General features: G+C 66.8%; 20 protein-coding genes. 9 read left to right on the forward strand and 11 right to left on the reverse strand.

From position 1 onward, the window contains the following. The first annotated feature begins 29 nt into the window (after nt 1-29). Nucleotides 30-1,979, forward strand: a complete 1,950-nt coding sequence (locus ABZS29_RS16710) for a DUF4832 domain-containing protein (protein WP_355462709.1) — start codon at nt 30-32, stop codon at nt 1,977-1,979. Nucleotides 1,980-1,982: 3 nt separating this feature from the next. Here ABZS29_RS16710 and ABZS29_RS16715 read toward each other — a convergent pair whose 3' ends face one another. Beyond that, entirely contained in the window at nt 1,983-2,864 is an 882-nt protein-coding gene (locus tag ABZS29_RS16715) for a carbohydrate ABC transporter permease (RefSeq protein ID WP_355462710.1), read from the reverse strand. A 10-nt stretch (nt 2,865-2,874) separates the two neighbouring features. After that, entirely contained in the window at nt 2,875-3,759 is an 885-nt protein-coding gene (locus tag ABZS29_RS16720; RefSeq protein WP_355462712.1) for a sugar ABC transporter permease, read from the reverse strand. A 69-nt stretch (nt 3,760-3,828) separates the two neighbouring features. Here ABZS29_RS16720 and ABZS29_RS16725 point away from each other — a divergent pair, with 69 nt between their 5' ends. From ABZS29_RS16725 to ABZS29_RS16740, 4 genes are read left to right on the forward strand one after another with little or no spacing between them, the layout of a single operon-like run. Then, nucleotides 3,829-4,815, forward strand: a complete 987-nt coding sequence (locus ABZS29_RS16725) for a fatty acid--CoA ligase family protein (protein WP_355462714.1) — start codon at nt 3,829-3,831, stop codon at nt 4,813-4,815. Next, nucleotides 4,808-5,956: a thiolase family protein gene (locus ABZS29_RS16730; protein WP_355462716.1), complete on the forward strand. Its 1,149-nt coding sequence runs from the start codon at nt 4,808-4,810 to the stop codon at nt 5,954-5,956. The genes ABZS29_RS16725 and ABZS29_RS16730 overlap by 8 nt, the downstream gene beginning before the upstream one ends. After that, entirely contained in the window at nt 5,947-6,630 is a 684-nt protein-coding gene (locus ABZS29_RS16735) for an energy-coupling factor ABC transporter ATP-binding protein (RefSeq protein WP_355462718.1), read from the forward strand. Before ABZS29_RS16730 ends, ABZS29_RS16735 begins: the two co-directional genes overlap by 10 nt. After that, nucleotides 6,627-7,226 carry an energy-coupling factor transporter transmembrane protein EcfT gene (locus ABZS29_RS16740; RefSeq protein WP_355462720.1) on the forward strand — a complete coding sequence of 200 codons (600 nt, stop codon included), beginning with the start codon at nt 6,627-6,629 and terminating at the stop codon, nt 7,224-7,226. Before ABZS29_RS16735 ends, ABZS29_RS16740 begins: the two co-directional genes overlap by 4 nt. Here the strand turns inward: ABZS29_RS16740 and ABZS29_RS16745 are convergent. Beyond that, complete coding sequence (locus tag ABZS29_RS16745; RefSeq protein WP_355462721.1) at nt 7,175-7,783, reverse strand: biotin transporter BioY; 609 nt, start codon at nt 7,781-7,783, stop codon at nt 7,175-7,177. The two genes, ABZS29_RS16740 and ABZS29_RS16745, sit on opposite strands and share 52 nt — an antisense overlap. A 76-nt stretch (nt 7,784-7,859) precedes the next feature. Here ABZS29_RS16745 and ABZS29_RS16750 point away from each other — a divergent pair, with 76 nt between their 5' ends. Together ABZS29_RS16750 and ABZS29_RS16755 are read left to right on the forward strand one after the other, a co-directional pair. Beyond that, nucleotides 7,860-10,388, forward strand: coding sequence for a hypothetical protein (locus tag ABZS29_RS16750; RefSeq protein WP_355462723.1), 2,529 nt, complete (start codon nt 7,860-7,862; stop codon nt 10,386-10,388). 15 nt (nt 10,389-10,403) lie between these two features. After that, nucleotides 10,404-11,027, forward strand: a complete 624-nt coding sequence (locus ABZS29_RS16755) for a hypothetical protein (RefSeq protein ID WP_355462725.1) — start codon at nt 10,404-10,406, stop codon at nt 11,025-11,027. A gap of 1 nt (nt 11,028) precedes the next feature. On the opposite strand, the gene ABZS29_RS16760 is transcribed toward ABZS29_RS16755, so the two are convergent. Genes ABZS29_RS16760 through ABZS29_RS16770 form a run of 3 tightly spaced genes read right to left on the reverse strand, consistent with a single transcriptional unit; the run spans nt 11,029 to nt 14,551 of the window. Beyond that, complete coding sequence (locus ABZS29_RS16760; protein ID WP_355462727.1) at nt 11,029-11,487, reverse strand: GNAT family N-acetyltransferase; 459 nt, start codon at nt 11,485-11,487, stop codon at nt 11,029-11,031. A 9-nt stretch (nt 11,488-11,496) separates the two neighbouring features. Further along, nucleotides 11,497-12,723, reverse strand: coding sequence for an alkaline phosphatase (locus tag ABZS29_RS16765; RefSeq protein WP_355462728.1), 1,227 nt, complete (start codon nt 12,721-12,723; stop codon nt 11,497-11,499). Nucleotides 12,724-12,751: 28 nt separating this feature from the next. Beyond that, nucleotides 12,752-14,551, reverse strand: coding sequence for a hypothetical protein (locus ABZS29_RS16770; RefSeq protein WP_355462730.1), 1,800 nt, complete (start codon nt 14,549-14,551; stop codon nt 12,752-12,754). 206 nt (nt 14,552-14,757) lie between these two features. On the opposite strand from ABZS29_RS16770, the gene ABZS29_RS16775 reads away from it, so the two are divergent. Then, nucleotides 14,758-15,549: a maleylpyruvate isomerase family mycothiol-dependent enzyme gene (locus tag ABZS29_RS16775; protein WP_355462732.1), complete on the forward strand. Its 792-nt coding sequence runs from the start codon at nt 14,758-14,760 to the stop codon at nt 15,547-15,549. Between the two features lie 66 nt (nt 15,550-15,615). Here the strand turns inward: ABZS29_RS16775 and ABZS29_RS16780 are convergent, their stop codons facing one another. Both ABZS29_RS16780 and ABZS29_RS16785 read right to left on the reverse strand, forming a co-directional pair. Continuing rightward, the gene (locus tag ABZS29_RS16780) at nt 15,616-17,895 is read right to left on the reverse strand and encodes a chitobiase/beta-hexosaminidase C-terminal domain-containing protein (RefSeq protein ID WP_355462733.1); all 2,280 of its coding nucleotides are present in this window, start codon (nt 17,893-17,895) and stop codon (nt 15,616-15,618) included. A 154-nt stretch (nt 17,896-18,049) separates the two neighbouring features. Continuing rightward, nucleotides 18,050-18,592, reverse strand: a complete 543-nt coding sequence (locus tag ABZS29_RS16785) for an Lrp/AsnC family transcriptional regulator (protein WP_355462735.1) — start codon at nt 18,590-18,592, stop codon at nt 18,050-18,052. Here ABZS29_RS16785 and ABZS29_RS16790 point away from each other — a divergent pair. Next, the gene (locus ABZS29_RS16790) at nt 18,591-19,163 is read left to right on the forward strand and encodes an alpha/beta hydrolase (RefSeq protein ID WP_355462737.1); all 573 of its coding nucleotides are present in this window, start codon (nt 18,591-18,593) and stop codon (nt 19,161-19,163) included. The genes ABZS29_RS16785 and ABZS29_RS16790 overlap by 2 nt on opposite strands. Before the next feature lie 39 nt (nt 19,164-19,202). Here the strand turns inward: ABZS29_RS16790 and ABZS29_RS16795 are convergent, their stop codons facing one another. From ABZS29_RS16795 to ABZS29_RS16805, 3 genes are all read right to left on the reverse strand, one after another. Continuing rightward, nucleotides 19,203-19,448: a hypothetical protein gene (locus tag ABZS29_RS16795; protein WP_355462738.1), complete on the reverse strand. Its 246-nt coding sequence runs from the start codon at nt 19,446-19,448 to the stop codon at nt 19,203-19,205. A gap of 24 nt (nt 19,449-19,472) precedes the next feature. Further along, nucleotides 19,473-20,420: a right-handed parallel beta-helix repeat-containing protein gene (locus ABZS29_RS16800; protein WP_355462740.1), complete on the reverse strand. Its 948-nt coding sequence runs from the start codon at nt 20,418-20,420 to the stop codon at nt 19,473-19,475. A gap of 145 nt (nt 20,421-20,565) precedes the next feature. Next, on the reverse strand, nt 20,566-21,768 hold the full coding sequence (locus ABZS29_RS16805; protein WP_355462741.1) for a glycoside hydrolase family 5 protein: 1,203 nt from the start codon (nt 21,766-21,768) through the stop codon (nt 20,566-20,568). Nucleotides 21,769-22,014 lie beyond the last annotated feature (246 nt).

A 22,014-nucleotide genomic window follows, 5' to 3' on the forward strand; every position in this document is an offset into this window, starting at 1 on the left:
CTCGCCCACCCACCCATCGGAGGTCACTGATGTCCTTCCTCCCGACCAGACTCGGCCGCATCGCTCTCGCCCTGGTGGCCGCAGCGGTGCTGACGACCGCACCGGCGTCGGCCGCGCCGCAAGGCCCACCGCCGCGGCCGGCCGCGCCCGCCGTACCGGATCCGGCGCTGACCGCCCATCCGCTCACTGCCGCGCCCGGCCCGCTGGACAACCCGCTGAAGGGGTTCGCCCGGTTCTTCTCGCCCGGCAGCAACCAGAACACCGGCTATCCGCACTCGCTGACCTGGTCGTACTTCGGGCTCTCCGAGGTGATGACGAACGCCACGAACTGCGGGAGCTACGACTGGTCGCTGGTCGACCAGGCGCTCAACGAGAGCGCGACGTACGGGAACCAGACCGCGATGCGGTTCTACCTGGAGTATCCCGGCGGCTCCGGCACACATCCGGGCAACGCGATTCCGCACTGCTTCGACGGTCACGTCACCTACCGCACCAACGCCTACTGGAACACGACGAGCCCGGACTACGACAACGCCTATCTGCTCACCGCGGTGAAGAACTTCATCGCGGCCTTCGGCGCCCGGTACGACGGCGATCCGCGGATCGGCTTCATCCACACCGGCATCGTCGGACTCTGGGGCGAGTGGCACACCTGGCCGTACGACACCGACACGAGCGGTGACAGCTACCCGAACTACATGCCGACCGATGCCCACGGCAAGGAGATCCTGCAGGCGTACGACGACGCGTTCAACACCACCAAACTCGAGGTCCGGTATCCAGGCGCGGGCGGATCGAGCGCGAACGGGTTGAACATCGGCTACCACGACGACTCGTTCTGCTATCGCGAGGGCGGTCCGCTCGCCGGCGTGACGCTGCCGATGTCGATGGGTGGTGCGAGCTACTCCCAGCTCCAGCACGCGCTCGACCAGGGCGTGGAGAACAAGTGGATCACCAACTCGATGGGCGGCGAGGTGCGGCCCGAGATCCAGCCGCAGGCGTTCGCGAACTGGCCGGGTGGATCGGGTGAGGTCGACAACATCAAGGCCTGTATCGAGCTGGAACACGCCACCTGGAAGATGAACGAACAGAGCGCGAACTACAGCCCCACGGACGCGAACGTCGCCGCCGGGGTGCGCTTGATGGGCTACAACCTCAGCGTCACCAACGCCTATTACAAGAACTCCGTCGCGGGGACCGCCAAGGTCGGCGTACAGATCAGCAATGACGGCGTTGCTCCGTTCTACTATCCGTGGAAGGTGACGCTCGGGCTGAAGAACAGCGCCGGAACGGTGGTCAAGTCCTGGGACACCGCCTGGGATCTGCGGACCGTCATGCCGCGCAAGATCCGCGCGTTCCCGGACTGGGGAGTCGGCGCCGATCCGACGTACCGGGACTTCGGCTATGCGCAGTACTTCGAGAACACCGCGGATCTGACGGGCGTTGCCAACAGCAACTACCAGTTGGTGATGCGGGTCAAGAACCCGCTGGAGGCCGTCACCGCGAACGCCAAGAAGCTGCGCTTCGCCAACGCCACCCAGAACGCCGACGGCTGGCTCGGGCTGGGTTCCATCACCGTCGGAACCGGTACGCCGTCCGCCGGCACCGTGGAGGCGGAGAGTACGGCGAACACGCTGACCGGCGGAGCCGTCACCGCGACGTGCTCAGGCTGCTCGGGCGGTTCGAAGGTCGGGTACGTCGGCAACGGCGCGACCCTCGTCTTCAACAACATCGGCACCGGCACGGCCGGCAATCACACGCTCACGCTGTCCTACCTGTCGGCCGAAACCCGCTCCGCCACGATCAAGGTCAACGGCGGCACCGCAACCAGCTACAGCTTCGCTCCGACCGCCGACTGGAACACCGTCGGCACCCGCACCATCACCGTCCCGCTCAACGCCGCCAACAACACCATCACCATCGCCAATCCATCCGGCTGGGCCCCCGACTTCGACAAGCTGGCGTTCAGCCTGAGCTGACGATCACTTCAGGCCGGAGAAGTTGAGCGACTCCACCAGCCGTTTGCCGAGGAAGATGAGCAGCAGGAGCACCGGGACGACGGACAGGACTGAGCCGGCCATCAGTCCTGTCCAGTCCGGCGCCCGGTTGGGGGACTGCTGCAGGAAGACGCCGAGGCCGACCGTGAGCACGCGGGTGTCTTCGCCCTTGCCGACGAGCAGCGGCCACAGGTAGTCCTTCCAGCTCCAGACGATCGTCGTGAGACCGATGGTGATGAGTGGGCCACGGCTCATCGGCAGCACGATGCGCCAGAACATGCCCCACGCGCCGACACCTTCGAGCAGTGCGGCCTCCTCCACCTCGCGGGGGATCGACAGGAAGAACTGGCGCAGGAAGAAGACCGCGAACGGCGTCATCAACAGGCTCGGCAGGACCAGGCCGGGGATCGTGTTCAGTACGCCGAGTTGCTTGGCGAGCACGAAGTTCGGCAGCAGGGTGAAGATCGGCGGCACCATCAGGGCAGCGACGATCGTGCCGAACGCGAGGTCCCGGCCGGGGAACCGCAGCCGTGCGAACGCGTATCCGGCCATTGCACAGCAGAAGGTCTGCACGATCGCGATCGAGCCGCTGTAGATCAGCGAGTTCAGCGTGTACCGCAGGAAGTTGATCTGCGCCCCGGAGCCTCCGGCGGCTCGGGCTTCCGCGGCGTCGACGAGTCCGAGCACCCGGCGGAAGTTGATCAGGGTGGCGTGGTCGGGCCAGAGGCCGGTCGAGCCGCCGTACAGGTCTGCTGCGGGAGTGAGCGCCGTACGGACCATCCAGTAGAAGGGAAAGATCGTCAGGACGAGTGCGGTGATCAGGATGATCCAGGCAACGACTCGGCCGGGCCTCAGGGACGAGGGCATCAGGTGGCTCCTAGGTCAGATCCGAGCGGGACGCACGCAGCATCCGCAGCTGAACGAACGTCAGCAGGCCGAGCACGACCACGAGCACCATCGCGACCGCGGCGGCGTAGCCCATGTGGAAGTAGGTGAAGGCCTGTTGGTAGATGTAGTAGTAGATGACGCGCGTCTCCGGGATCGGCGCCTTCCCGCCGTAGACGACGGCGACCGTGTCGAAGATCTGGAACGATCCGATCAGCGAGACCACCAGCACGAGGGCGAGGATCGGCCGGATCAGCGGCAGCGTGATCGAGCGGAACATTCGCACCTCGGTGGCGCCGTCGATCGCGGCGCTCTCGTACAGATGCTGCGGTACCTGGAGCATGCCGGCGTACAGGAGCAGGGCGGTGTAGCCGGTGTAGGCCCAGCTGTTCACCAGGCCCACCAAGGGCATTGCCCAGCCGGGGGAGTTGAACGACAACGTCACGTCGAGGCCGATCGAGCCGAGCAGGTGGTTGACGAAGCCGAGGTCGGGGTCGAGCAGCCAGGCCCACAGCAGGCCGATGGTCACGTTCGGGACCAGCCAGGGGACCAGGAGTGCCGCGCGCAGCACGACGGAGCGCGTCAGTCGATGCATCAGCGCCGCCAGCCCGAGTGCGAGCACGGTCTGGGACACGATGTTGACCACGACGTAGTACGCCGTCACCTTCAGCGCGTTCCAGAACTGGTCGTCGGCGATCAGCTTGCGGTAGTTCTCGCCGCCGACGAAGCTCGGCTGGTTGAGCAGGCTGTAGTCGGTCAGCGAGTAATAGATGCCGCGCACCGTCGGATACGCGTAGAAGATCAGGAACCCCACGATCACCGGTAGCAGGAACAGCCAGCCGACTCGACGGTCGTCCCGCCGCCTCACCACAGTCATGGGATAATGATGCGGCCTATCGAAACTTTGTCAACAGCGAATTGAAAGTATTGCAACTACAGTCGGGGCGTGACGGTTGGGGTTGCGGTGCGGCCGCTGGAGACGGCTGACCCGGTGCGGGCGGTGCTGGAGGCGCGGGAGCGCGGTCTTCCGATCGCCCTGGCGACCTCCGGTACGACGGATCGGCCGCGGCTCGTGGTGCGCGATCCGGAGTCGTGGTGGGCGTCGTTCGCGGCGTACTCGGAGTTGACCGGGGTGGGCGCTGGGGCGGTGGTGTGGATCCCGGGGCCGCTGAGCGCGACGATGAACCTCTTCGCCGCAGTGCACGCGACGGTGGTCGGGGCACGGGTGGTGTCGTCGCCTCAGCACGGACGCTCGCCTGGTGAGGTGACGCATGCTTGTTTGACGCCCGCCCAGCTCGACCTCCTCGGCGGTGAGCTCGGGTCCGAGGTGGTGATCTGCGTAGCTGGCGCTCGATTGGAGCGCCGGTCCGCGGCGCCGAACGTGGTCCACTACTACGGCGCGGCTGAGCTGTCGTTCGTCGCTGCCGGTGGGCATGCTGACGACTTGCGCCCGTTCGACGGTGTCGAGGTCGAGCTCCGCGACGGCGAGATCTGGGTGCGGTCGCCGTACGTGTGCCTCGGGTACGTCGACGGTGCGACCGGCCCGCTGCGGACTGATCCAGACGGCTGGGCCACGGTGGGCGACCGCGGCCGATGGTCCGGTTCGACGCTGAGGGACCGGGCCGGAACGCTGAGCGTCCTCGGGCGTCCCGGCGCCGTGACGACTGCGGGTGCGACGGTGGTGATCGCTGAGGTCGAGGAGCGGCTGGCGAGCGTCGCTCGGGGACCGGTGGCTGTCTTCGGCGTACCGCATGAGGTGCTGGGCGAGGTGCTCGCGGTCGCGGTCGTTGCGGAAGAGGACCTGGTGACGTTGCGGGCGTTTGCGCGGGAGCAGTTGCCGCCGTCGCACCGGCCGCGGCGCTGGCAGGTCGTCGACGAGCTGCCGCTGACTCCCGGCGGCAAGGTCGACCGGGCGAGGCTCGCACGTGTCTGAGCTCTTCATCACCCACGCTCTCCGGACACCGATCGGTACCGCCGGTAAGGCGTTCCGCGAGGTGACAGCCGCCGAGCTGGGCGCTGTCGTCCTGAGCGAACTGGCAGACCGCGTTGCCGGCGAAGTTGAAGACGTTGTCCTAGGCAACTGCATGGGTCCGGGCGGGAACGTCGCCCGGGTAGCGGCCCTCACCGCCGGCCTCGCCGACCACATCCCAGCCCTCACCGTCGACCGCCAATGCGCCAGCGGCCTGGCCGCCATCCAGCTCGCCGCCGCAAACCTCGCCGCCAGTGCCGCCCCGGGGCAAGGCACCCCGCCCGCGGCCCCTCCACCGTCCACGGGTGGTGTGGTGTTGGCGGGTGGCCTCGAGAGTGCGTCGACGGCGCCTTGGCGATTCTGGCCGCCGGTGGGAGACGCGGAACCGAAGCGGTACGAGCGCGCCCCGTTCGCGCCCGCGGACCGGGATCCGGAGATGGGGGCGGCGGCCGACGCCCTTGCTGAGCTGTACGGGATCACGCGGGAGCGGCAGGACGCCTATGCAGCCCGGTCGCATGAACGTGCCGCGTCGGCGCAGGCAGACGGTGCGTTCGACGACGAGATCGTGCCCATCGCCGGACACACGACCGACGAGCGGATCAGACGTGGGTTGACCGCACAGCGGCTGGCGAAGTTGCCTGCGGTGTTCCGGCCCGACGGGACGGTGACAGTCGGCAACTCGTGTGGCATCAACGACGGCGCGGCAGTCGTCGCGCTGTCGACGACCGGCCCCGGCCTGCGGGTGCTCGCGGCTGCTTCTGCTGGCGTTGATCCGACATTGCCCGGCCTCGGGATCGTGCCGGCCGTCCAGCGGCTCCTCGCCCGCGCCGGGCTGACCAGCGAGCAGATCGACGTCTGGGAGTTCAACGAAGCCTTTGCCGGACAGGTACTCGCTTGTTGCGACGTCCTCGGCCTCGACGACGAACTCGTCTGCCGGCAAGGCGGTGCGTTGGCGCTCGGACACCCCTGGGGTGCGAGCGGCGCCGTACTCGCCGTGCGGTTGTTCAGCCAGCTGATCACCCAGCAGAACGGCCGGTACGGCGTTGCGGCGATCGCCGCGGGTGGTGGCCAAGGTACGGCGATCCTGGTTGAAGCATGCCGCTGATCGAGTTCGCCGAAGTGACGCACGCCTTCGGAGATGGCGAACCAGTACTCAAGGACGTCACCGTCGAAGTGAGAGAGCACCGGATCGGCATCATCGGCGGCAACGGTTCCGGCAAGTCGACGTTCGTGCGGATGATCAACGGGCTGGTCGTCCCCGAGATCGGCAGCGTGCGTGTCGATGGCGACAGCACCGCGACCAACGCCCGGCGGATCCGCCGCAAGGTCGGCTTCTGTTTCACGAACCCGGACTCACAGATCGTGATGCCGACGGTCGCCGAAGATGTTGCCTTCGGCCTCCGACGGCTGCGGTTGTCGAAGACCGAGCTGCACCAAAGAGTCACCGACATCCTCGGCACCTACGGCCTCACCGAGTTGGCTGACCGCGCCGCACACACCTTGTCCGGCGGGCAGAAACAACTGCTTGCGCTGGCCTCCGTCGTGGTCACCGAACCCGAGGTCCTGATCCTCGACGAGCCCACCACACTCCTTGACCTGAGCAACGAACGCCGCATCCGTCACGAGATCGAACGCCTCGACCTGCAAGTGATCCTGGTGACCCACCACCTGCACCTGCTCGACGGCTTCGACCGCGTCCTCGTCTTCGACCAGGGTCGCCTGGTCTGCGACGACGAGCCCGATCGGGCCCGCGCGACGTACCGGAGCCTGGCCTCATGAGCGACCTGATGACCTACACCCCCGGTACGTCGCTCATCCACCGACTGCCCGCGGCTGCGAAGATCCTCGGCCTGGCCGCGGTCTCGATCGCCACCGTTGTCACCAGCAACCTCTGGATGACCGCTGCCGCATTGGTGCTAGCAGCAACAGTTACCGTGATGGCCAAAGTCCCGCGCCGGCTGCTGGCCAAGCAATGGAAGGCCTATCTCCTGATCGTCGGATTACTCGGCGGCTACCAGTGGCTCACCAACGGTCCCAGGACCGCCTTCCACGTCGCAGGCGGTCTTGCCGCCCTGCTCCTGCTCGCCGGCGTGATCAGCAGTACAACCCGGACGACCGAACTAGTCGATCTGATCGTCCGCTGCGCGACGCCGCTGAAACGCATCGTCGACCCCGAACGCCTCGGCATCACTCTCGCGCTCGGTATCCGCTCGGTCGCAGTCGTCTACGACTTGGCCCGCGACGTCCGCGCCGCCCAACTCGCCCGCGGACTCGGCTTCAGTCTTCGAGCGTTCGCCGTACCGCTCGTGGTTCGATCGCTGCGTCAGGCGGACGGATTGGCCGAGGCCTTGATCGCCCGCGGCTTCGATGACTGACGCCGCGGCAGCAGATCCGGTACGGCGCGGTGCACGGCGTCGGCGACAAGCGTCGCGATGACCGCCTTCACGCTGTCCCCGATCAAGAAGAACGCGCTGCCCTTGATCGCCGTACCGAGCTCGAGGTGCGCCCGCCAGGCGGTGACCGGAATGCCGATGCAGTACAACACCACGATCCCGCCGAAGACGATGCTCGGCAGCCCCAGCCACAACCGGTACGGCGCTCCGAACCGGTACACGAGGCTACCGATCACAAAGGCCGCGACCGGGAACCCGATCACATAGCCCGCGCTCGGACCGGTAAAGACGGCCAGACCACCGCGACCGCCGGACAGCAGCGGCAGACCGAGCGCGACGAGCGCGAGGAAAAGCAGCATCGAGAGCCCGCCCCGGCGGCCGCCGAGGACCACGCCGGTGATCATCACTCCCAGCGTCTGCACGGTGACAGGCACCGGAAAACCGAACGGTGACACGCCTGGCACCAATCCCATCGCTCCGACCAGACCGGCGAAGGTGGCGATCAACGCCAGGTCCCGGGTGCGCTTGTCGCTCTGCATGCCCTCATTGTGCATGCCGCGATCACCGAGATCGAAACGATGGGCAGGCCGCCCGGGACTACCTACCTTGTTGGCCATGCCCACGAACTGGTCCAGACGAACTTTCCTCGCCACCGGCAGCGGTGCCCTCGCGGCGGCCGCGGTCCCCAGCGGAACCGCCGCCGCAGCAGCCGGTACGACGGTTGCGGCGCCCGCCGTGTCCGGGCTCGCCGGAGTCGAGCCCGATATCGAGCTGGCCAAGCTGTGGTGGCCGAATCCACGCAACATCTGGACGCCGATCGGCTGGAAGGATCACCTGTTCCGGTTCAACGTCACGTACAACGGCAGCGTGATCGGAGCGCCATCACCACTCGCGCGCAGAATCAAGTATTTCGACCAGAACAACACAGAGACGCAGAACCTCGAAGCGGATCGGCTGCAGCTCGACATGACGCCGTGGGGCGGCCCGGCGTTCCGGAAGGGCAAGCCGACGGATCCGCCGCCGCGGATGCCGGATCTATATCCGGGGCACTTCTACGTCTACCGCGAGGACCAGGGGCTCTACGGCCACGGCCGGCAGAGCTGGGCCGAGCAGCCGACCCCGGTTCTGCAGACGGACTGGACGTTCTCCGAGGCCGGTCTCGTGCTGCGGCAGTCGGTCTTCGCCCATGTCCAGGGCGGCGCGGACGTGGTGACCGGTGAGGAATCGCTGTTCGCGTGGATCCGGCTCGAGGTGATCGCCGCCGATCCCCGGCTGGTGAACAAGGACAGCGTCTACGGCTTCGCGATCCGGGTGGCGCGCGCGTACTACAGCCAGGAGCTCCCGTACAACTGGCAGGACGGCATCGTGCTCACCGGTCTCCCGGAGCTGGCGCCGTTCACCTACACCCGGTGGCGGAAGGACCTGAGCGCCGGCTCGATGACCGGGTTCTCGATGTGGCAACCGCGCGGGCCGCAGCTCGGCGTACTGGCGATGAACGGGGCGCCGGCGCCGGACTTCCTGCAGCCGAAGGACGCGGCCAAGCCGATCTACGAGATCGCGGCCAAGCTGAAGCCGGAGGTCGGCGCGCACATCGACATCCTGCAGTGCATGCGGCCGGTCAACGAGGAACGCGAGTTCAACCCCGAGATCACCCTCGGGTACGACGGCGCGCTCGCCGAATCGAACCGGTACTGGTCCCGCAAGCCCGCCACCGCGGCCACGGTCAGCACACCGGAGAAGTACGTCAACGATTTGATCAGCCGGAACGTGCAGTTCTCCGAGGTCGTCGCGAGCAAGGTGCCCGGCCAGAACTACTCCACCTTCCTCACCGGTTCGATGGGGTACGACGTCCTGTGGACAACCCCGACGTCGATGACCAGCCACATGTTCCTGTCCCTGCTGGGTTATCACGACGTGGTCGCGAAACACCTCGAGCTGTACTTCGGCACCCAAGGCACGGTGAAGCCGCCGGGACCGGACTACTACGTGAAGCATCCCGGCTACTACGCGACGCCGGACACGGTCACAGCCATCGACTGGCTGCCCGATCACGGCGCGGTGATGCTCGCGGTGGCGACCCATGCGCTGATGACGGGTGATCAGGCGTTCATCGACCGCTGGGTGCCGTCGTTGCTCAAAGCATGCGACTGGATCAAGGACGCCTGCGCGCTGACCAATCACGACGGGGTGAAGGGCCTTCCGCCGGCCGGCGGCGCGAGTGACGAAGGCGGTTCGGTGCAGAGCATCTGGGCCACCGCATGGATCTACAAGGGTCTGATCACCACGATCCGGTTGCTCAAGCGGCTCAACCACAGCCGGACCGCCGAGCTGACGACGTTTGCCGCGGGCTACCAAGCCAAGGCTGTGCAGGCGCTGGACGCGGTCGGCGCCCAGGCCCCGAAGTGGCGGCACCCGGACGGGAAGGACTACCCGATCTACCCGGCGAACTACTGGGGTGCGCCCGGAGTCTTCGGCGAGGCGATGAGGCTCGACACCGGCGCGATGATCCTGGTCTGGGCCGGGCTCCTTCCGGCCACCGACGAGCGGATGGTCAAATTCTGCGATTACTTCCGCGTCGGCCCGAACGCCAAGCTCTGGAACGGCGGCTCCCGCAAGAACCCGCTCGACGCCCCGGTCCTCGAGCACGAGATCTCCAGCTTCGAGCCGATCTACAGCTGGAACATCTTCCACTCCTGGCAACTCGGCGACCGCGCCAGGTTCCTCGAAGGCCTGTACTCGCTGGCCGCCGGCGGCGTCTCACCGCAGACCTACATCCCGTTCGAGCACCGCGGCGGCATGTCCGCCTCCCTCGGCACCCACGCGACGATCTTCTCCCTGATCCGCCTGGCCGTGGTCGACGACAACCTCTCCGAAACCGACCTCAACCTCTTACGCCTCTGCCCGATGGCCTGGCTCTCCACCGACCAGGACACCGTCTTCGACAAGCTGGCGACGGTCTACGGCCCGGTCAGCCTCACGTTCCGCCGTACCGGCGCCACCCAACTCACCCTCACCTGGACCGCCGCCTGGCGCTCCAAGCCCGAGCGAGTCCTCGTCCACGCCCCGCCCGGCTTCACCAGCCTGGTCGTCAACGGCACGACGTACGCCGTACCGGCCGCGGGCTATGTCGCCGTACCGATCTAGGCCAAACTTGGGCAGGTGAGTCTCTTCAGGTCGCGCCGCCCCAAGCCACCGCCGGCAGCAGCCGCAGCCGCCAACCCGGGCGGCTGGGTGTACGACATCGACGCCGACTGGGTCGACGATCCGAACGGCTACGTCCCGCCGGAGGCGATCCGCGGCGGCTGGCGGGTGAACGACGCCGGCAAGTTCACCGGCGAGTTCGTGCCGAACGCGAAGCACGGACCACCGCAGGACGAGTTGAGCGCGCTCACCGAACCCGACCACTGGCTGGGATGGCTGGGTGACAATCCCGGGCGGACGGTGCGGGATCTCCTCGAGCAAGAGTTCGCCGCGCAGGTGACGGGTGCTGAGCTCGAGTGGCTGAAGATCACCGCGGAGCCCAGGTTCCTCACCGGCGGCGTGCGGTCGGAGGAGAAACCCGAGCTGGTGAAGGTGGTTCGGGCCGCCCTCGCCGCGCCTTTCGCGGCCTCGGTCAAGCTGCCGACCGGAGATCGTGATCTCGTCCTGGGCGTGTACAGCCTGGCCGTGGCCGGCCTTGACGACCCGTCGCAGGCTCGGCAACGCACTTGGCTCGACATCGGTGCGGAGCTCGAGCAGATCGGCGCACTCCTCGAAGAACGCGTGTACTCGCTCGGCCAGTGACCTACAGCGGCTTGGCGTAGCAGTTGGTGCCGGGTTGGTTGACGTACTTGCCCCAGGGGTCGGTACGGCGGTAGCCGCTGGACTCGTAGAGGGCGATGGCGGCGGGTTGGAGGTCGCCGGTGGTGAGGCGGAGGGTGGGGTGGCCGGCTTCGCGGGCTACGTGTTCGAGGCAGGCGAGGAGGACGCGGGCGAAGCCGCGGCCGCGGGCTTCGGGAGTGACGAACATGCGCTTCACCTCGCCGTCGCCGGCGTGGTCGGTGCCTGGCTCGAAGGCTTGGAGGGCGCCGCAGCCGACCGCTACCTCGTCGTCGAGCACCACGAGGTAGCGGGCATCCGGCTTCACCTGCGAGCGGCCTTCGGCGCCGTACCGGCCGACGAGTTCGTCGTAGGCGGCGGCGAGCAACCGGGCCAGGTCCGGATCGTCGACGGGTCGTTCCTCGATCACCAGGTCAGTTGCCACGGCGCCATTCTAGAGGTGGGCGGCGGCTCGCATGGCGGCGAAGACCTCGGTGTTGTCCTGGACCCGGGCCAGGCGTTCGGAACCGGGGCCGGAGGCGGTCAGGGGAGTGTCGGTGCCGCTGTGGCTGTTGGTGGTCCAGTCGACGGCGAACTTGAGGCTGGAACCGGGGATCGAGAACGGGCCGTCCTGGCGCGGGTCGGTCTTCTCCTCGTCCGAGTCGTAGTCCTGGATGCTCAGACCGCCGGTTTCGTGGTCGCCGTTGATGATGACCAGGGTGTCCGGGTGGGTGGCGACGAACCGCATCACCTCGGCGACGGTGGTGTCGAGGGCTCGGCCGGCGTCGATCACGCCCGGAGTGTTGTTGTCGTGGGAGAGTCCGTCGATGCCTTCCTCCTCCAGGAAGAGGAAGAAGCCGTGCGGATTCTTGCCGAGGACATCCAAAGCCTTGCGGGCCATCAGCTGCAGCGGGACGCGCGGTGCGTACTTGCCCACACCCTCCGGCCCGTAGTCGACCATGTCCTCGTTGGAGAACAGCCCGAGCAGGCGGTTCGATCGCGTCGTGCGCAGTTCCTCGGCATTCCGCACATAGGTGTAGCCGGTCCGCTGCGCCTTCTCGACGAGGTTGCCGTACGGGCTGCGGCTCTCCTCACCGGGCTTGTCGGGCCACAGCCCGGGGTTGCCCTTCGGGTACCACCAGTCCTCACCACCACCGAGCAGTACGTCGGGACGCACATTTTCGAGGTACTGCTTGGCGATATCGCTCTGCAGGTCGCGACTAGGCACGTGGGCTGCGAACGACGCAGGCGACGCACCGGTGACCTGAGCCGTGGTGACCAGCCCGGTCGACTTGCCTGCCTTCTTGGCCAGTTCAAGGATCGTCTCGACCGGCCGGCCCTTCGGGTCCAGACCGACGGTGCCGTTGGTGGTCTTGTGGCCGCTGGCCAGAGCGGTCGCCGAGGCGGCTGAATCCGTCACCAGCTCGTGCGGGTCGACCGACGTCGTCCGCACGAGTCCGGCGACTGGCAGCTTGTTGAGTTCGAGTTCGCCGTACCGGCCTTTGGTGGCCAGCCGGATCAGGTCGCGCTGGCCGAGGCCCATGCCATCACCCTGGATGTAGATGATGTTCTTCGCGACCCGGGGTTTCTTGGACTCCTGGTCATGGGTTGTCTGGGCAACGGCGACGGCCGTGCTGCCGCCGAGAACTGTCAGAGCCACCGCCACGGCAAGACCGCGCATATCGCCTCCTGGCTAGGAATGGTGTTGTTCAGGGCTTGCCGATGCGGACGGCGCCACCGGCCGCCTCGTCATCGGTTCCGTAGAGAATCCGGTCGCACGACGACGAGAGGCAGGTCAGCGCCTCGATCTTGTGGCCGGGGTAGCGCGTGAGTTCCTTGGTCGCGAGCGTGATCGCGCCGTTCTTGCCGAGCTTGCCGGCGACATACACGCCGGAGTCGAACGGCCCGGTGTCACCCGGATCCGACGCCGAGGTGACCAGCACCCGGTTGTCGTCGGTGATGTCGACATCAGAGATGTGCCGTACGTCGTTCGCCGGATATCCCACGTGGAACGGCACGGCCTTGACCGACCCGAACGACGGACCGGCAAGGGTGAACGGCGCCGAGTAGAGCGTCGATGACCGGACGTCCTGACCGCGATCGGCCCACACGGCGTACAGGCGGTTCTGGACGACCTTGAGCGCGAAGCTCTCGTAGTTGTCGCCCGGCTGACCCGCCGGAACCTGGAAAGTCGAGAGCACCTTGAGCTGCAGACCCTTCAGCTGGATCACGAAACCTTTGCCTGCACTCGCCAGAGCGACGTAATGGCCGGCCTTGCCCGGCACCGGCTCGACCGCCTCCAGATCCACCGGCAGCTCACCCGGCCAGGCGATCGGATCGGTTCCCTCGACCTCGCCGTCGTCGTCGAGCGTGACCCGCAACGCTCGGTTCTCGCCGGCCTTTTTGTTGTCCCGGACAACCAGTACGTCGTTGCTCCCGGCCACGACCGCGATCCCGCTGACGCCGGCCGTCATTCCGTCGCCGATCTTCTGCCAGCCGTGGCCGGAGCCGGCGGCCGGGGCAGGTGCGGTGCAGGGCAGGGTCCCGGCACGGAGTGCGTGGCCGCCGGTGTTGTCGTCGTCGGCCCAGACGACCTGCTTGCGCCCGGCCGCACAGGCGGACTGTGGCGCGATCGCGAAACCTTCGAGGTTGTAGTTGGGCAGCTGCCCGGGGCGGTCGTAGGTGGCCGAGACCTTGAACGCGCCGCTGACGATCGAGAGCGTCGCGCTCTGTCCCGAGCAGTGGTTGTCGCAGGTCGACCACAGGCGGCCGGTCTCCGGCTCGAACTCGAGATCCATGATCGTGGCGAAGCCGCCGGCGAAGGCCGCCACCCGGGTGAAGCCTCCCCCGGACTGGTTCAGCGCGTAGGCGTAGATCGTCCCGTTGTCCTCGAGCCCGACGAAGTACAGCCCGGTGCCGTGGCCGGCGTACGAGCTGGGGGAGTAGGCGGCGTTCGTGCGCTGGTCGCGGAAGCCCTTGGCGGTCAGGAACGAGTCCGGGATCCAGGTGATCGCCTCGAGTCCGGAGTTGTCCTCGACCTCGGGCAGGTCGGAGGTGAGATCCCATTCGGCAGTCGCATTGACAGATTTCGCCGTGGAACCGGCGTTGTACCGCAGGACCTTGAGCAGGCTGGTCCCGCTGTCGTCGCCGTCGCGTTCGGTGGCGACCACCAGGCCGTCCGGCGTACGAACGATGCCTTCGGCATCGGGATCGCCACTGCCGTCGCGGTAGTTCAGCGACCGCGCGCCGACGGAGTCGGGCTTCCATCGGGCGCCGTCCCGGACGAGCCGGTACAGCGTGCTGGGGCCGTTTTTCACCGCCCACAAGACATCTGGGCTCTCGAACGAGAGGCCACTCAGGTTCGTGCCGAACACATTGCTGCCGTCGGCAACAGTCACGGTCGCACCGCCGGGCCAGGCGGTGGCAGCTTGGGCTGGGACAGCCAGGACGGACGAGATCAGTGTCGCGACCACTACAGCGGACACCTTCGTACGGCGGAACAGGGACACGTCGCGCTCCTTCCGGCCAAACGGGGGCGGGGCTCGGTGAACAGCAGCGGAACAATAAGGAAAGTTTCCTAACAGATTCCCAGACTGTACCGATCCACCTTGGACCCGGCAACCGTCGATTCGGTGAACCGCCCGGGAATAGCGGGCGCGCCGAAGTGATTGATCACTGAACAACCTGAATCGCACTACTCCTGTGGAGGCACAGCTTGAGCAACGCCGATACCGTCATCGCCGCGCTCCGGAGCGGCTACGAGCGGCTCGCGGATCTGGTGAAGAAGTTCGACGACGAGACGCTGGCCGGCCCGTCGGCCGCCACGGAGTGGGACATCGCGCAGGTGCTTAGCCACCTGGGCAGCGGTGCCGAGATCATGGTCAACACCCTCCAGCTGGCCGTGGAATCCGCGCCGGCCGCCGACGGTGACTTCAATCAGACGGTCTGGGATCGCTGGAACGCCTCGAGCCGGCGGGAGCAGGCCGACGGCTTCCTGCGGTGGAACCAGACACTCCTCGGCCTGTTCGAGTCGCTGGACGAGGGGCAGCGCAACGACCTCCGGATCGACGTCGGCTGGCTGCCCGCGCCGATCGATGTCGCGACCCTCGTGCGCATGCGACTCAACGAGCTCACCCACCACTCCTGGGATGTCCGCAGTGCCCTCGACCCCGAGGCCACGCTCGACGCGGCAGCGGTCCCCGAGATGCTGCAGTCCAACACCCTCGACCTCAGCTGGATCACCAAGCCGGCCGAGCTGAACGGACAGACCGCCGTACTCGCGGTGACGACGACCGAGCCGGCGACGGAGTTCACCCTGCGCCTCGCCGACCCGGTCAGCGTCGACAAGACGCCCGCTGTCGAGCCCGACGGCTCGCTGACGCTGCCGGCCGAAGCCTGGCTCCGCCTGGCCGCCGGCCGCCTCGCCCCGGACCGTACGCCGAAGTCCGTCGACCTGAGCGGTCCGATCGACCTCGACACCTTGCGCCGCGTCTTCGCGGGCTACTGAATCGGCTGCTGAGCACAGAACCGGCCCGGATCGACTCGCGTTGATCCGGGCCGGTCGCTGGTCAGGTCAGGGGTAGCTGACCACGTTCACCGGGACTGTCCCCGGTGGGGTGACGGCTCCGGTGTCGTTGATGACGTGGGTGATCGTGCCCTGGTAGTTCAGCGAGACCGTGCACAGGCTGTGGAAGCGCACGTTCGCGTTGTTCGGCGCCTCGAAGGCGTTGTAGGCGCTGACCGAGGGGTTCACGTTGAAGAAGTTGTAGCTTCCCAACCCCCAGGCCTCGTGGGACGTGACGTTGTCGCCGACCTTGTACGCCGCGTACCCGTTGCGGCCGCTCGGCCGGTTCCAGCTCGCCTGGTTCGGGACGTCGTACGGCATCTCGTTCTGGAAGAAGATCGTCTTGCCGCCTTGGCCGTTCCAGATCACCTGCGTCTTCTGGTAGTGCTCGACGAACAGACCGGTGGCGAGCACATTGTTGCCGTTGACAATTAATCCGGTGTCGGCGGTGGCCTGCGTCCAGCCCCAGGTGCCCGCGTTGCCGTGATCGGCCCGCCAGGCCCAGATGTGGTCGACGATCGTGTTGTGGCTGTTGACGATCAGGCTCGTGGTCGCGTGCCCGGCGATCGATCCGCCGATCCGGAAGAACACGTCTTGAAGCGTCGTCGGGTTCGCGGCGTGGTTCGCCGATGACCCCGAGGGGCCGACGGTGAGCAGGGCCGCGGAGTTCGTCGTACCGGCGTCGAAGAGCAGACCCTTGATCCGGACACCGTCGACATCGGCGACCTGCATGGCGTTGACGCCGTTGTCCGGGATCAGCGTCGGGTAGCCGATGCCCAGGACGACGGTGTTCGCCCTGGTCACGTTGAGCGTCTGGTTCAGGTGGTAGACGCCTGGCGTGAAGAACAGGTTGCAGCCCGACGACAGCGCCGCGTTGATCGTCGACGCGGTGTCGCCGGCCTTCACGACGTAGAACTGGCTCATCGGGATCGAGGTTCCCGGAGTGGAGCCGTTCGCCCAGCTCGCGCCGGACGCGTTGGTACGAAGCGAAGGCGTGAACACGCGATACTTGCCCGAGCCGTCGATGTACAGGTACGGCACGTCCCGCGAGACCGGCGTCGTGGCGAGCGTCGTCTCCGGCGGGTTGGGGAAGGTGGTCGGCGGAGCGCCGGGCGTGCCCGAGAACACCATGTTCCAGACGCCGCCGGACCAGCTGCCGAGGTTGCTGTCTCGCGTGTACCACTGCTGCTGCGAGATGGACGCAGTCTGTCCGGACACCTTGGTGTCGGCGATGTAGCCGCCGCTGGCGAAGCCGTAGCTCGCCGGGTAGAGCTGCAGGTTGCCGCGGATGTCCATCCGGCGGAACGGCGCCGCCTGCGCGACGGCCCAGCGGTTCGAGCCGCCGATCGGGTTCACCGCCATGTTCTCCGCGGACCGCCAGAAGTTCTGCAGTGCGACGCCCTGGTCCGACTCGTTGAAGGCGTCGACCGTGATGGCGCCGTTGATGACGACGTCACCGGGGTTCTGGCCGAGACCCGCGACCGACGTGTAGTAGCCGACATCGTCGTGCACGCTGTAGGAGCCGGGCTTGAACAGATGCGCCACCCGGCGGCTCGCCATCTGCGCGGTCAACGTGTCCTTCTGTGCGTTGAAGTCCGCATCGAGCTGCGTCTGGATCGCCGTCGACGACATGCTCGGGTCGAAGATCCGGGTGTTCGGCCCGAAGTTCGGTACGTCGGGTTGCGTCGTACAGCTGACCTGCGTCGTACCGATCGTGTACGTCGCGCTGCCCACGGCGGAGTTCGTCAGCCCGGACTTGAGCGCGATCGCGTTGACCGTCCGCGTCGTCGGCACGCTGATCGGCCCGCTGTAGAGCGTCGACGAAGCTGTCGGCGTCGAACCGTCAACCGTGTAGCGAATGGTGGAGCCGTCTGTCGCTGTCGAGATCGTCACCGTCTGCGCACTCGAGTAGTTGCCGCTCCCCGGCGAGAACGTCGGCGTCGCCACCGTCGGCGTGGTCGTGCCGCCGTGCGTGTAACTGAAGTGCGGGGTGTCGTACTGCGGCCCGTTCTTCTCGTAGGTGAACCAGTAGTCGATGACGCTCCCCGACGACAGACCGCTCACGGTCTTGCGCCAGGTCCCGCCGCTCAGATCCATCCGGAAGTTCTGCTGGCCCTGGCCGGCCACGATGTAGTGAACGTCGACGTAGACCGCCGCTGTCGTCGGGGTGAACGAGATTTGGGCCTGCGTCGCGGAGACCGACGTGACCGTCTGCGTGTAATCGTCAGCCGCTGTCGCTACGCCACCCACCAGGAGGGTCGAGCAAACGGCCAGGACGAGCGCGGCCACGGCGGCGCGCCAGCTGCGCCGACTTCGGCGTCTTCTTTCAGGACTCCGAAACACGGGGAACCACCTCCGGGGCGGTAGAGGGGAGAGAGGTGAGAGCGCTCTCATTTGAGCGGACAGTAGACCGATTCCGTCGCCGGGGGAAGAGCTGGACGAGCTACTGACCCGCGAAGGGCAACGGCTTGCGTTCGTACTCGTCCAGAACCAGGGAGGTGGTGGCCGGGCCGAGGCGGCCGACGGCGTCCACGATCCGGGCGAGGGCGGCCGCGTCGGGCGTGTGGACATCGAGGAGGAAGCAGTCGTCGCCGGTGAGGCGGTAGGCGGAGGTCACCTCGGGTAGTTCGTCGAACAGCGCGAGCGCCTCGGGGATGCGGGCGTGGACGGTGCGGATCCGGATCACGGCGTGAATGCTGAGGCCGACCGCCTCCGGATCGACGACGGCCGTGTAGCCCTTGATCACGCCCAGCCGCTCGAGGCGCTGGATTCGGGCGGAGACCGCCGGTTGGGACAGATTCACCCGGCGCCCGACGTCGGCTCCGCTGAGCCGGCCGTCCTGCTGAAGGATCGACAGGATCTGCCGGTCGATGGCGTCCAATGGATCCGTCCTTTCCAGGGCCGTCTGCTTCGCAATCATCGGCGCCGCGGCGTCCGGGCCGGCGATTCCGCCACGATGGCACCTCCACCGATGGAGGTCAGCCATGCATTACATCATCGTCCCGGGCTGGAACGGCTCGGACGCCGACCACTGGCAGTCGATCTGGGCGGCCGATTGGTTGCCGCAGGCAACGCGGATCGAGCCGGCGTCCTGGACGGATCCCGACCGCGGCGACTGGATCCGCGCCATCGATCGCTCCCTCGACGCCATCGACGACGAGGCGGTGTTCGTTGCCCACAGCCTCGGCTGCTACGCCGTCAAGCACTGGCTGGCTGCTGCTCGGGATCGGAGCCGCGTGCGCGGTGCATTCCTCGTCGCGCCTCCGGACCAGCGCGCCGAGGCCTACCCCGCCGATCGCCTCGCCACCTTCCAGGATCCGCAGCCGACCGCACTGAACATCCCGGCCCTCCTGGTCGCGAGCGAGAATGATCCGTACTGCTCGTTCGACGTGGCCGGCCGGATCGCCGAGGGCTGGCAGATCCCGCTCATCACAGCAGGCGAGCAGGGGCACATCAACTCCGAGAGCAAACTCGGCGACTGGCCTGTCGGTCGGAGCCTCCTAACCGGCTTCGTCAACAGCATCACCCCAGACCGAGAGGCTGACGGAGTGCGTTAGCCGGTACTTTTTCGTCGCCTGGACCCGAAAAACTCACGACTAACGTCGACGGGCGTCCGAATGTCTCAGCTCTCGGCGGGCCGCCCGGATCCCCGGGCCGGTGGTCACTTTGACGATCGCCGACCACTCGAGGGTCTCGCCGGCCGGCTTGGTCGCGAGCCCGCGGACCTGGTCGACCTTGCGGCCGGCCAGGTACGGGTCGTACTCGACCGTCTTCCGATCGGTGACCAGGGCGGCGGCCACCGAGCGTCGAACGGCTCTTTCAGCGACGACAGACAGGTCCATTCCACGAACCTATCGAAAAACAGTTCAGATTTTGCCGGTACCTGCGCCGCCGGTCACCAGGGATTTCACATTCTCGGCGGCATCCACGACATAGGAGTACGGAATTGCTGCGACACTTGCCGCGTTCCGGGAAACCGGCGTACCGGACCCGACCAGATAGTTGTTGAGCAGTTTGACGTTGCCCTCGGGGGAGTCGCCGGTCTGGGCGACCACCGTCTTCGAGACGCTCTCGAAGTAGTTGCGCTCGACGTAGACCCCCGCGTTGCAGGTCGAGGCCACGCCGTACCCGCTGTTGCCGCGGTAGTAGTTGTTGAAGACGTGCACCGGGTTGCCGAAGCGGACCCGCGGGTGCCGCTGCGTGGTGCCGTCGAACCAGTTGGCGTAGTAGGTCACGCGCAGCTTGCCGCGGTCCTCGGCGCCGTTGTCGTCGCTGTGGCCGACCAGGCCGACCTTGTCGTGGTTGGAGAACTTGTTCCACGACACGGTGACGTAGTCCGACGCGCGCTTCACGTCGACAGCGCCGTCGTACCCGTGGCTGAAGCTGTTGTGGTCGATCCAGACCCGGCTGGAGTACTGGACGTTGACCGCGTCGTCGTCCCAGTCCCGGAAGTTGATGTTGCGGATGATGACGTTGCTGACGCTCGCGACGTTCAGCCCGCCACCGACGATGGTCGCGCCGCTGCCGACGCCGATGATGGTCTTGTTGGCCGCGACCTTGTTCATCCCGGACAGCGTGATCGTGCCGGAGACACGGATGACGCGCGCGCCGCTGGCCTGCATGTTGCTGATCAGGGCCGAGGCGGTGGTCACGGTCACCGGCGACGCGCTGCCGCCGCCGGATGTCCCGCCTCCCTGCGTGGCCCAGCCTTGCAACGCGTACGTCGACGCTGCCGCCTCCGGCAACATCCCTGGAACGACGACCGTGGTGGCCGCGGTGGCTGCCAGGACAGCAGCCAGGGCATAAAGCTTCATCGGAAAAACCTCCAGTGGGGCGACTGATCGGTAACCGCTTTCCAACGAGGAAGCTACAAAACGGAAACCGGGAGGTCAAGGGCTCGCAACGGGGAAATCGAAGCGATTCGATTTCCGCGTTACTTAAGCAATTCAAAGGGCTTTGTCAGCGAGCGCTCTTGATCGCGTCGATGATGCCTTGCTGGGTCACCGCGGTGTTGCTGCGGTTGAACAGACCGAAGCCGTACTGGCCGTTGTGGCCGTTGTCCCAGTAGACGGCGGCGGCGCCGTACTTCTTGGAAGTGGCGGCAACGGCGCGCGCGAAGTCGGCGCGGTACCGGTTGTTCGAGGAGTCGGCGAAGGTCTTGTCGATCGAGCCGTACTCGCCGACGACCACGGGGTACCCGCGGACGACGAACTTGTCGTACATCAGCTTCAGTTGGGCGTCGAGGTAGTCCTCCTGGCCCCAGGTGGACTTGCGGGACGAGTTGGTTGCGTTGCGCCCCCATTGCGTGATCGTGCCGTTCTCCTCGCCGGCGAAGTCCCACGGCGCGTAGTAGTGCACGGAGATCATGATCCGCTTCTCGGTGCTGGGGATCGAGGACGACCGGTACTGGTCGGTCGGTACGACGAAGCCGTAGTTGCCGGCGGTGTAGTCGATGTTGGTGTTCCAGCCCGGCACGAGCAGCCAGCGTGAGCTGTTGTTGCCGCCGGCCCGGCGGACGGTGTCGACGAAGATCTGGTTGTAGGCGTTGATGTTCGAGTAGCACGGCTGGGTCGGGGCGCCGTACTGCCCGTCGAAGTTCTCGTTCATCGACTCGAGGATGAGCCGGTTGTCGTAGCTCTGGAACCGGGTGGCGATCTGCTGCCACACCTTGAGGTACTTCGCCTTGATCTCGGTCTGGTTGGACGCGTCGCAGATCAGCCAGGCGTTGGGGATCGACTTGTAGCCGTCGCCGTGCATGTTGATGATCACGTGCAGACCACGGTTGTAGGCGTAGTTGACGACCTGCTGGATCCGGTTCAGCCAGGCGGAGTCGACGGTGTAGTTCGGGGCGGCGCCGATGCTGCGCAGGTAGGAGACCGGGATCCGGATTGTGGTGAAGCCGGCGGCTTTCACCTTGTCGATCAGGGCCTGACTGACCGTCGGGTTACCCCAGGCGGTCTCGCTGGGATAGCCATTGGAGTTGGCTTCCAGTTGGTTGCCGAGGTTCCAGCCCGAGCCCATGTCGGCCACGATCTGGGCGGCGGCGCCCGTGGTTGCCTGCGGTGCGGCGGTGGCCGAGTTCGTCAGGCCTGGCAGGGAAACGGCGGCGGTGAGGACGGCGGTGAGAAGAACGACTCTGAGCTTTCCCGTTCTTGATCCCATAGGAGTGTTCGCTTCCTGTGTTGTCGAACGAAGTGCTGTCGAATGAAGTGTCGAAGCGCTTCGACGATGGGGGCGGATACAGCAGGAGAAGGTCACCAGGAGTGGGCCGGAGCCTAAACGCAGGCCGCCGCTCACGACAAGAGTTCGGGCCCCGGTGGCTGGAGTCTTGACGGCTCACGAGCCGCGTGAGTACCGTTCGCGACACGTTTTTAACGTTCATATTCTTGGTGAGGGGCCTGATGAAGA

Origin of the sequence: Kribbella sp. NPDC005582, from assembly GCF_040605415.1 — a bacterium.
Lineage (GTDB): Bacteria > Actinomycetota > Actinomycetes > Propionibacteriales > Kribbellaceae > Kribbella.

What these genes read in the sequence shown, in the direction of transcription:
- ABZS29_RS16735 (WP_355462718.1), top strand. Translation starts at nt 5,947, where the DNA reads ATGCCGCTGATCGAGTTCGCCGAAGTGACGCACGCCTTCGGAGATGGC.
- ABZS29_RS16805 (WP_355462741.1), bottom strand. Translation starts at nt 21,768, where the DNA reads ATGGGATCAAGAACGGGAAAGCTCAGAGTCGTTCTTCTCACCGCCGTC.
- ABZS29_RS16715 (WP_355462710.1), bottom strand. Translation starts at nt 2,864, where the DNA reads ATGCCCTCGTCCCTGAGGCCCGGCCGAGTCGTTGCCTGGATCATCCTG.
- ABZS29_RS16750 (WP_355462723.1), top strand. Translation starts at nt 7,860, where the DNA reads ATGCCCACGAACTGGTCCAGACGAACTTTCCTCGCCACCGGCAGCGGT.
- ABZS29_RS16710 (WP_355462709.1), top strand. Translation starts at nt 30, where the DNA reads ATGTCCTTCCTCCCGACCAGACTCGGCCGCATCGCTCTCGCCCTGGTG.
- ABZS29_RS16800 (WP_355462740.1), bottom strand. Translation starts at nt 20,420, where the DNA reads ATGAAGCTTTATGCCCTGGCTGCTGTCCTGGCAGCCACCGCGGCCACC.
- ABZS29_RS16765 (WP_355462728.1), bottom strand. Translation starts at nt 12,723, where the DNA reads ATGCGCGGTCTTGCCGTGGCGGTGGCTCTGACAGTTCTCGGCGGCAGC.
- ABZS29_RS16795 (WP_355462738.1), bottom strand. Translation starts at nt 19,448, where the DNA reads ATGGACCTGTCTGTCGTCGCTGAAAGAGCCGTTCGACGCTCGGTGGCC.
- ABZS29_RS16720 (WP_355462712.1), bottom strand. Translation starts at nt 3,759, where the DNA reads ATGACTGTGGTGAGGCGGCGGGACGACCGTCGAGTCGGCTGGCTGTTC.
- ABZS29_RS16790 (WP_355462737.1), top strand. Translation starts at nt 18,591, where the DNA reads ATGCATTACATCATCGTCCCGGGCTGGAACGGCTCGGACGCCGACCAC.
- ABZS29_RS16745 (WP_355462721.1), bottom strand. Translation starts at nt 7,783, where the DNA reads ATGCAGAGCGACAAGCGCACCCGGGACCTGGCGTTGATCGCCACCTTC.
- ABZS29_RS16785 (WP_355462735.1), bottom strand. Translation starts at nt 18,592, where the DNA reads ATGGCTGACCTCCATCGGTGGAGGTGCCATCGTGGCGGAATCGCCGGC.
- ABZS29_RS16740 (WP_355462720.1), top strand. Translation starts at nt 6,627, where the DNA reads ATGAGCGACCTGATGACCTACACCCCCGGTACGTCGCTCATCCACCGA.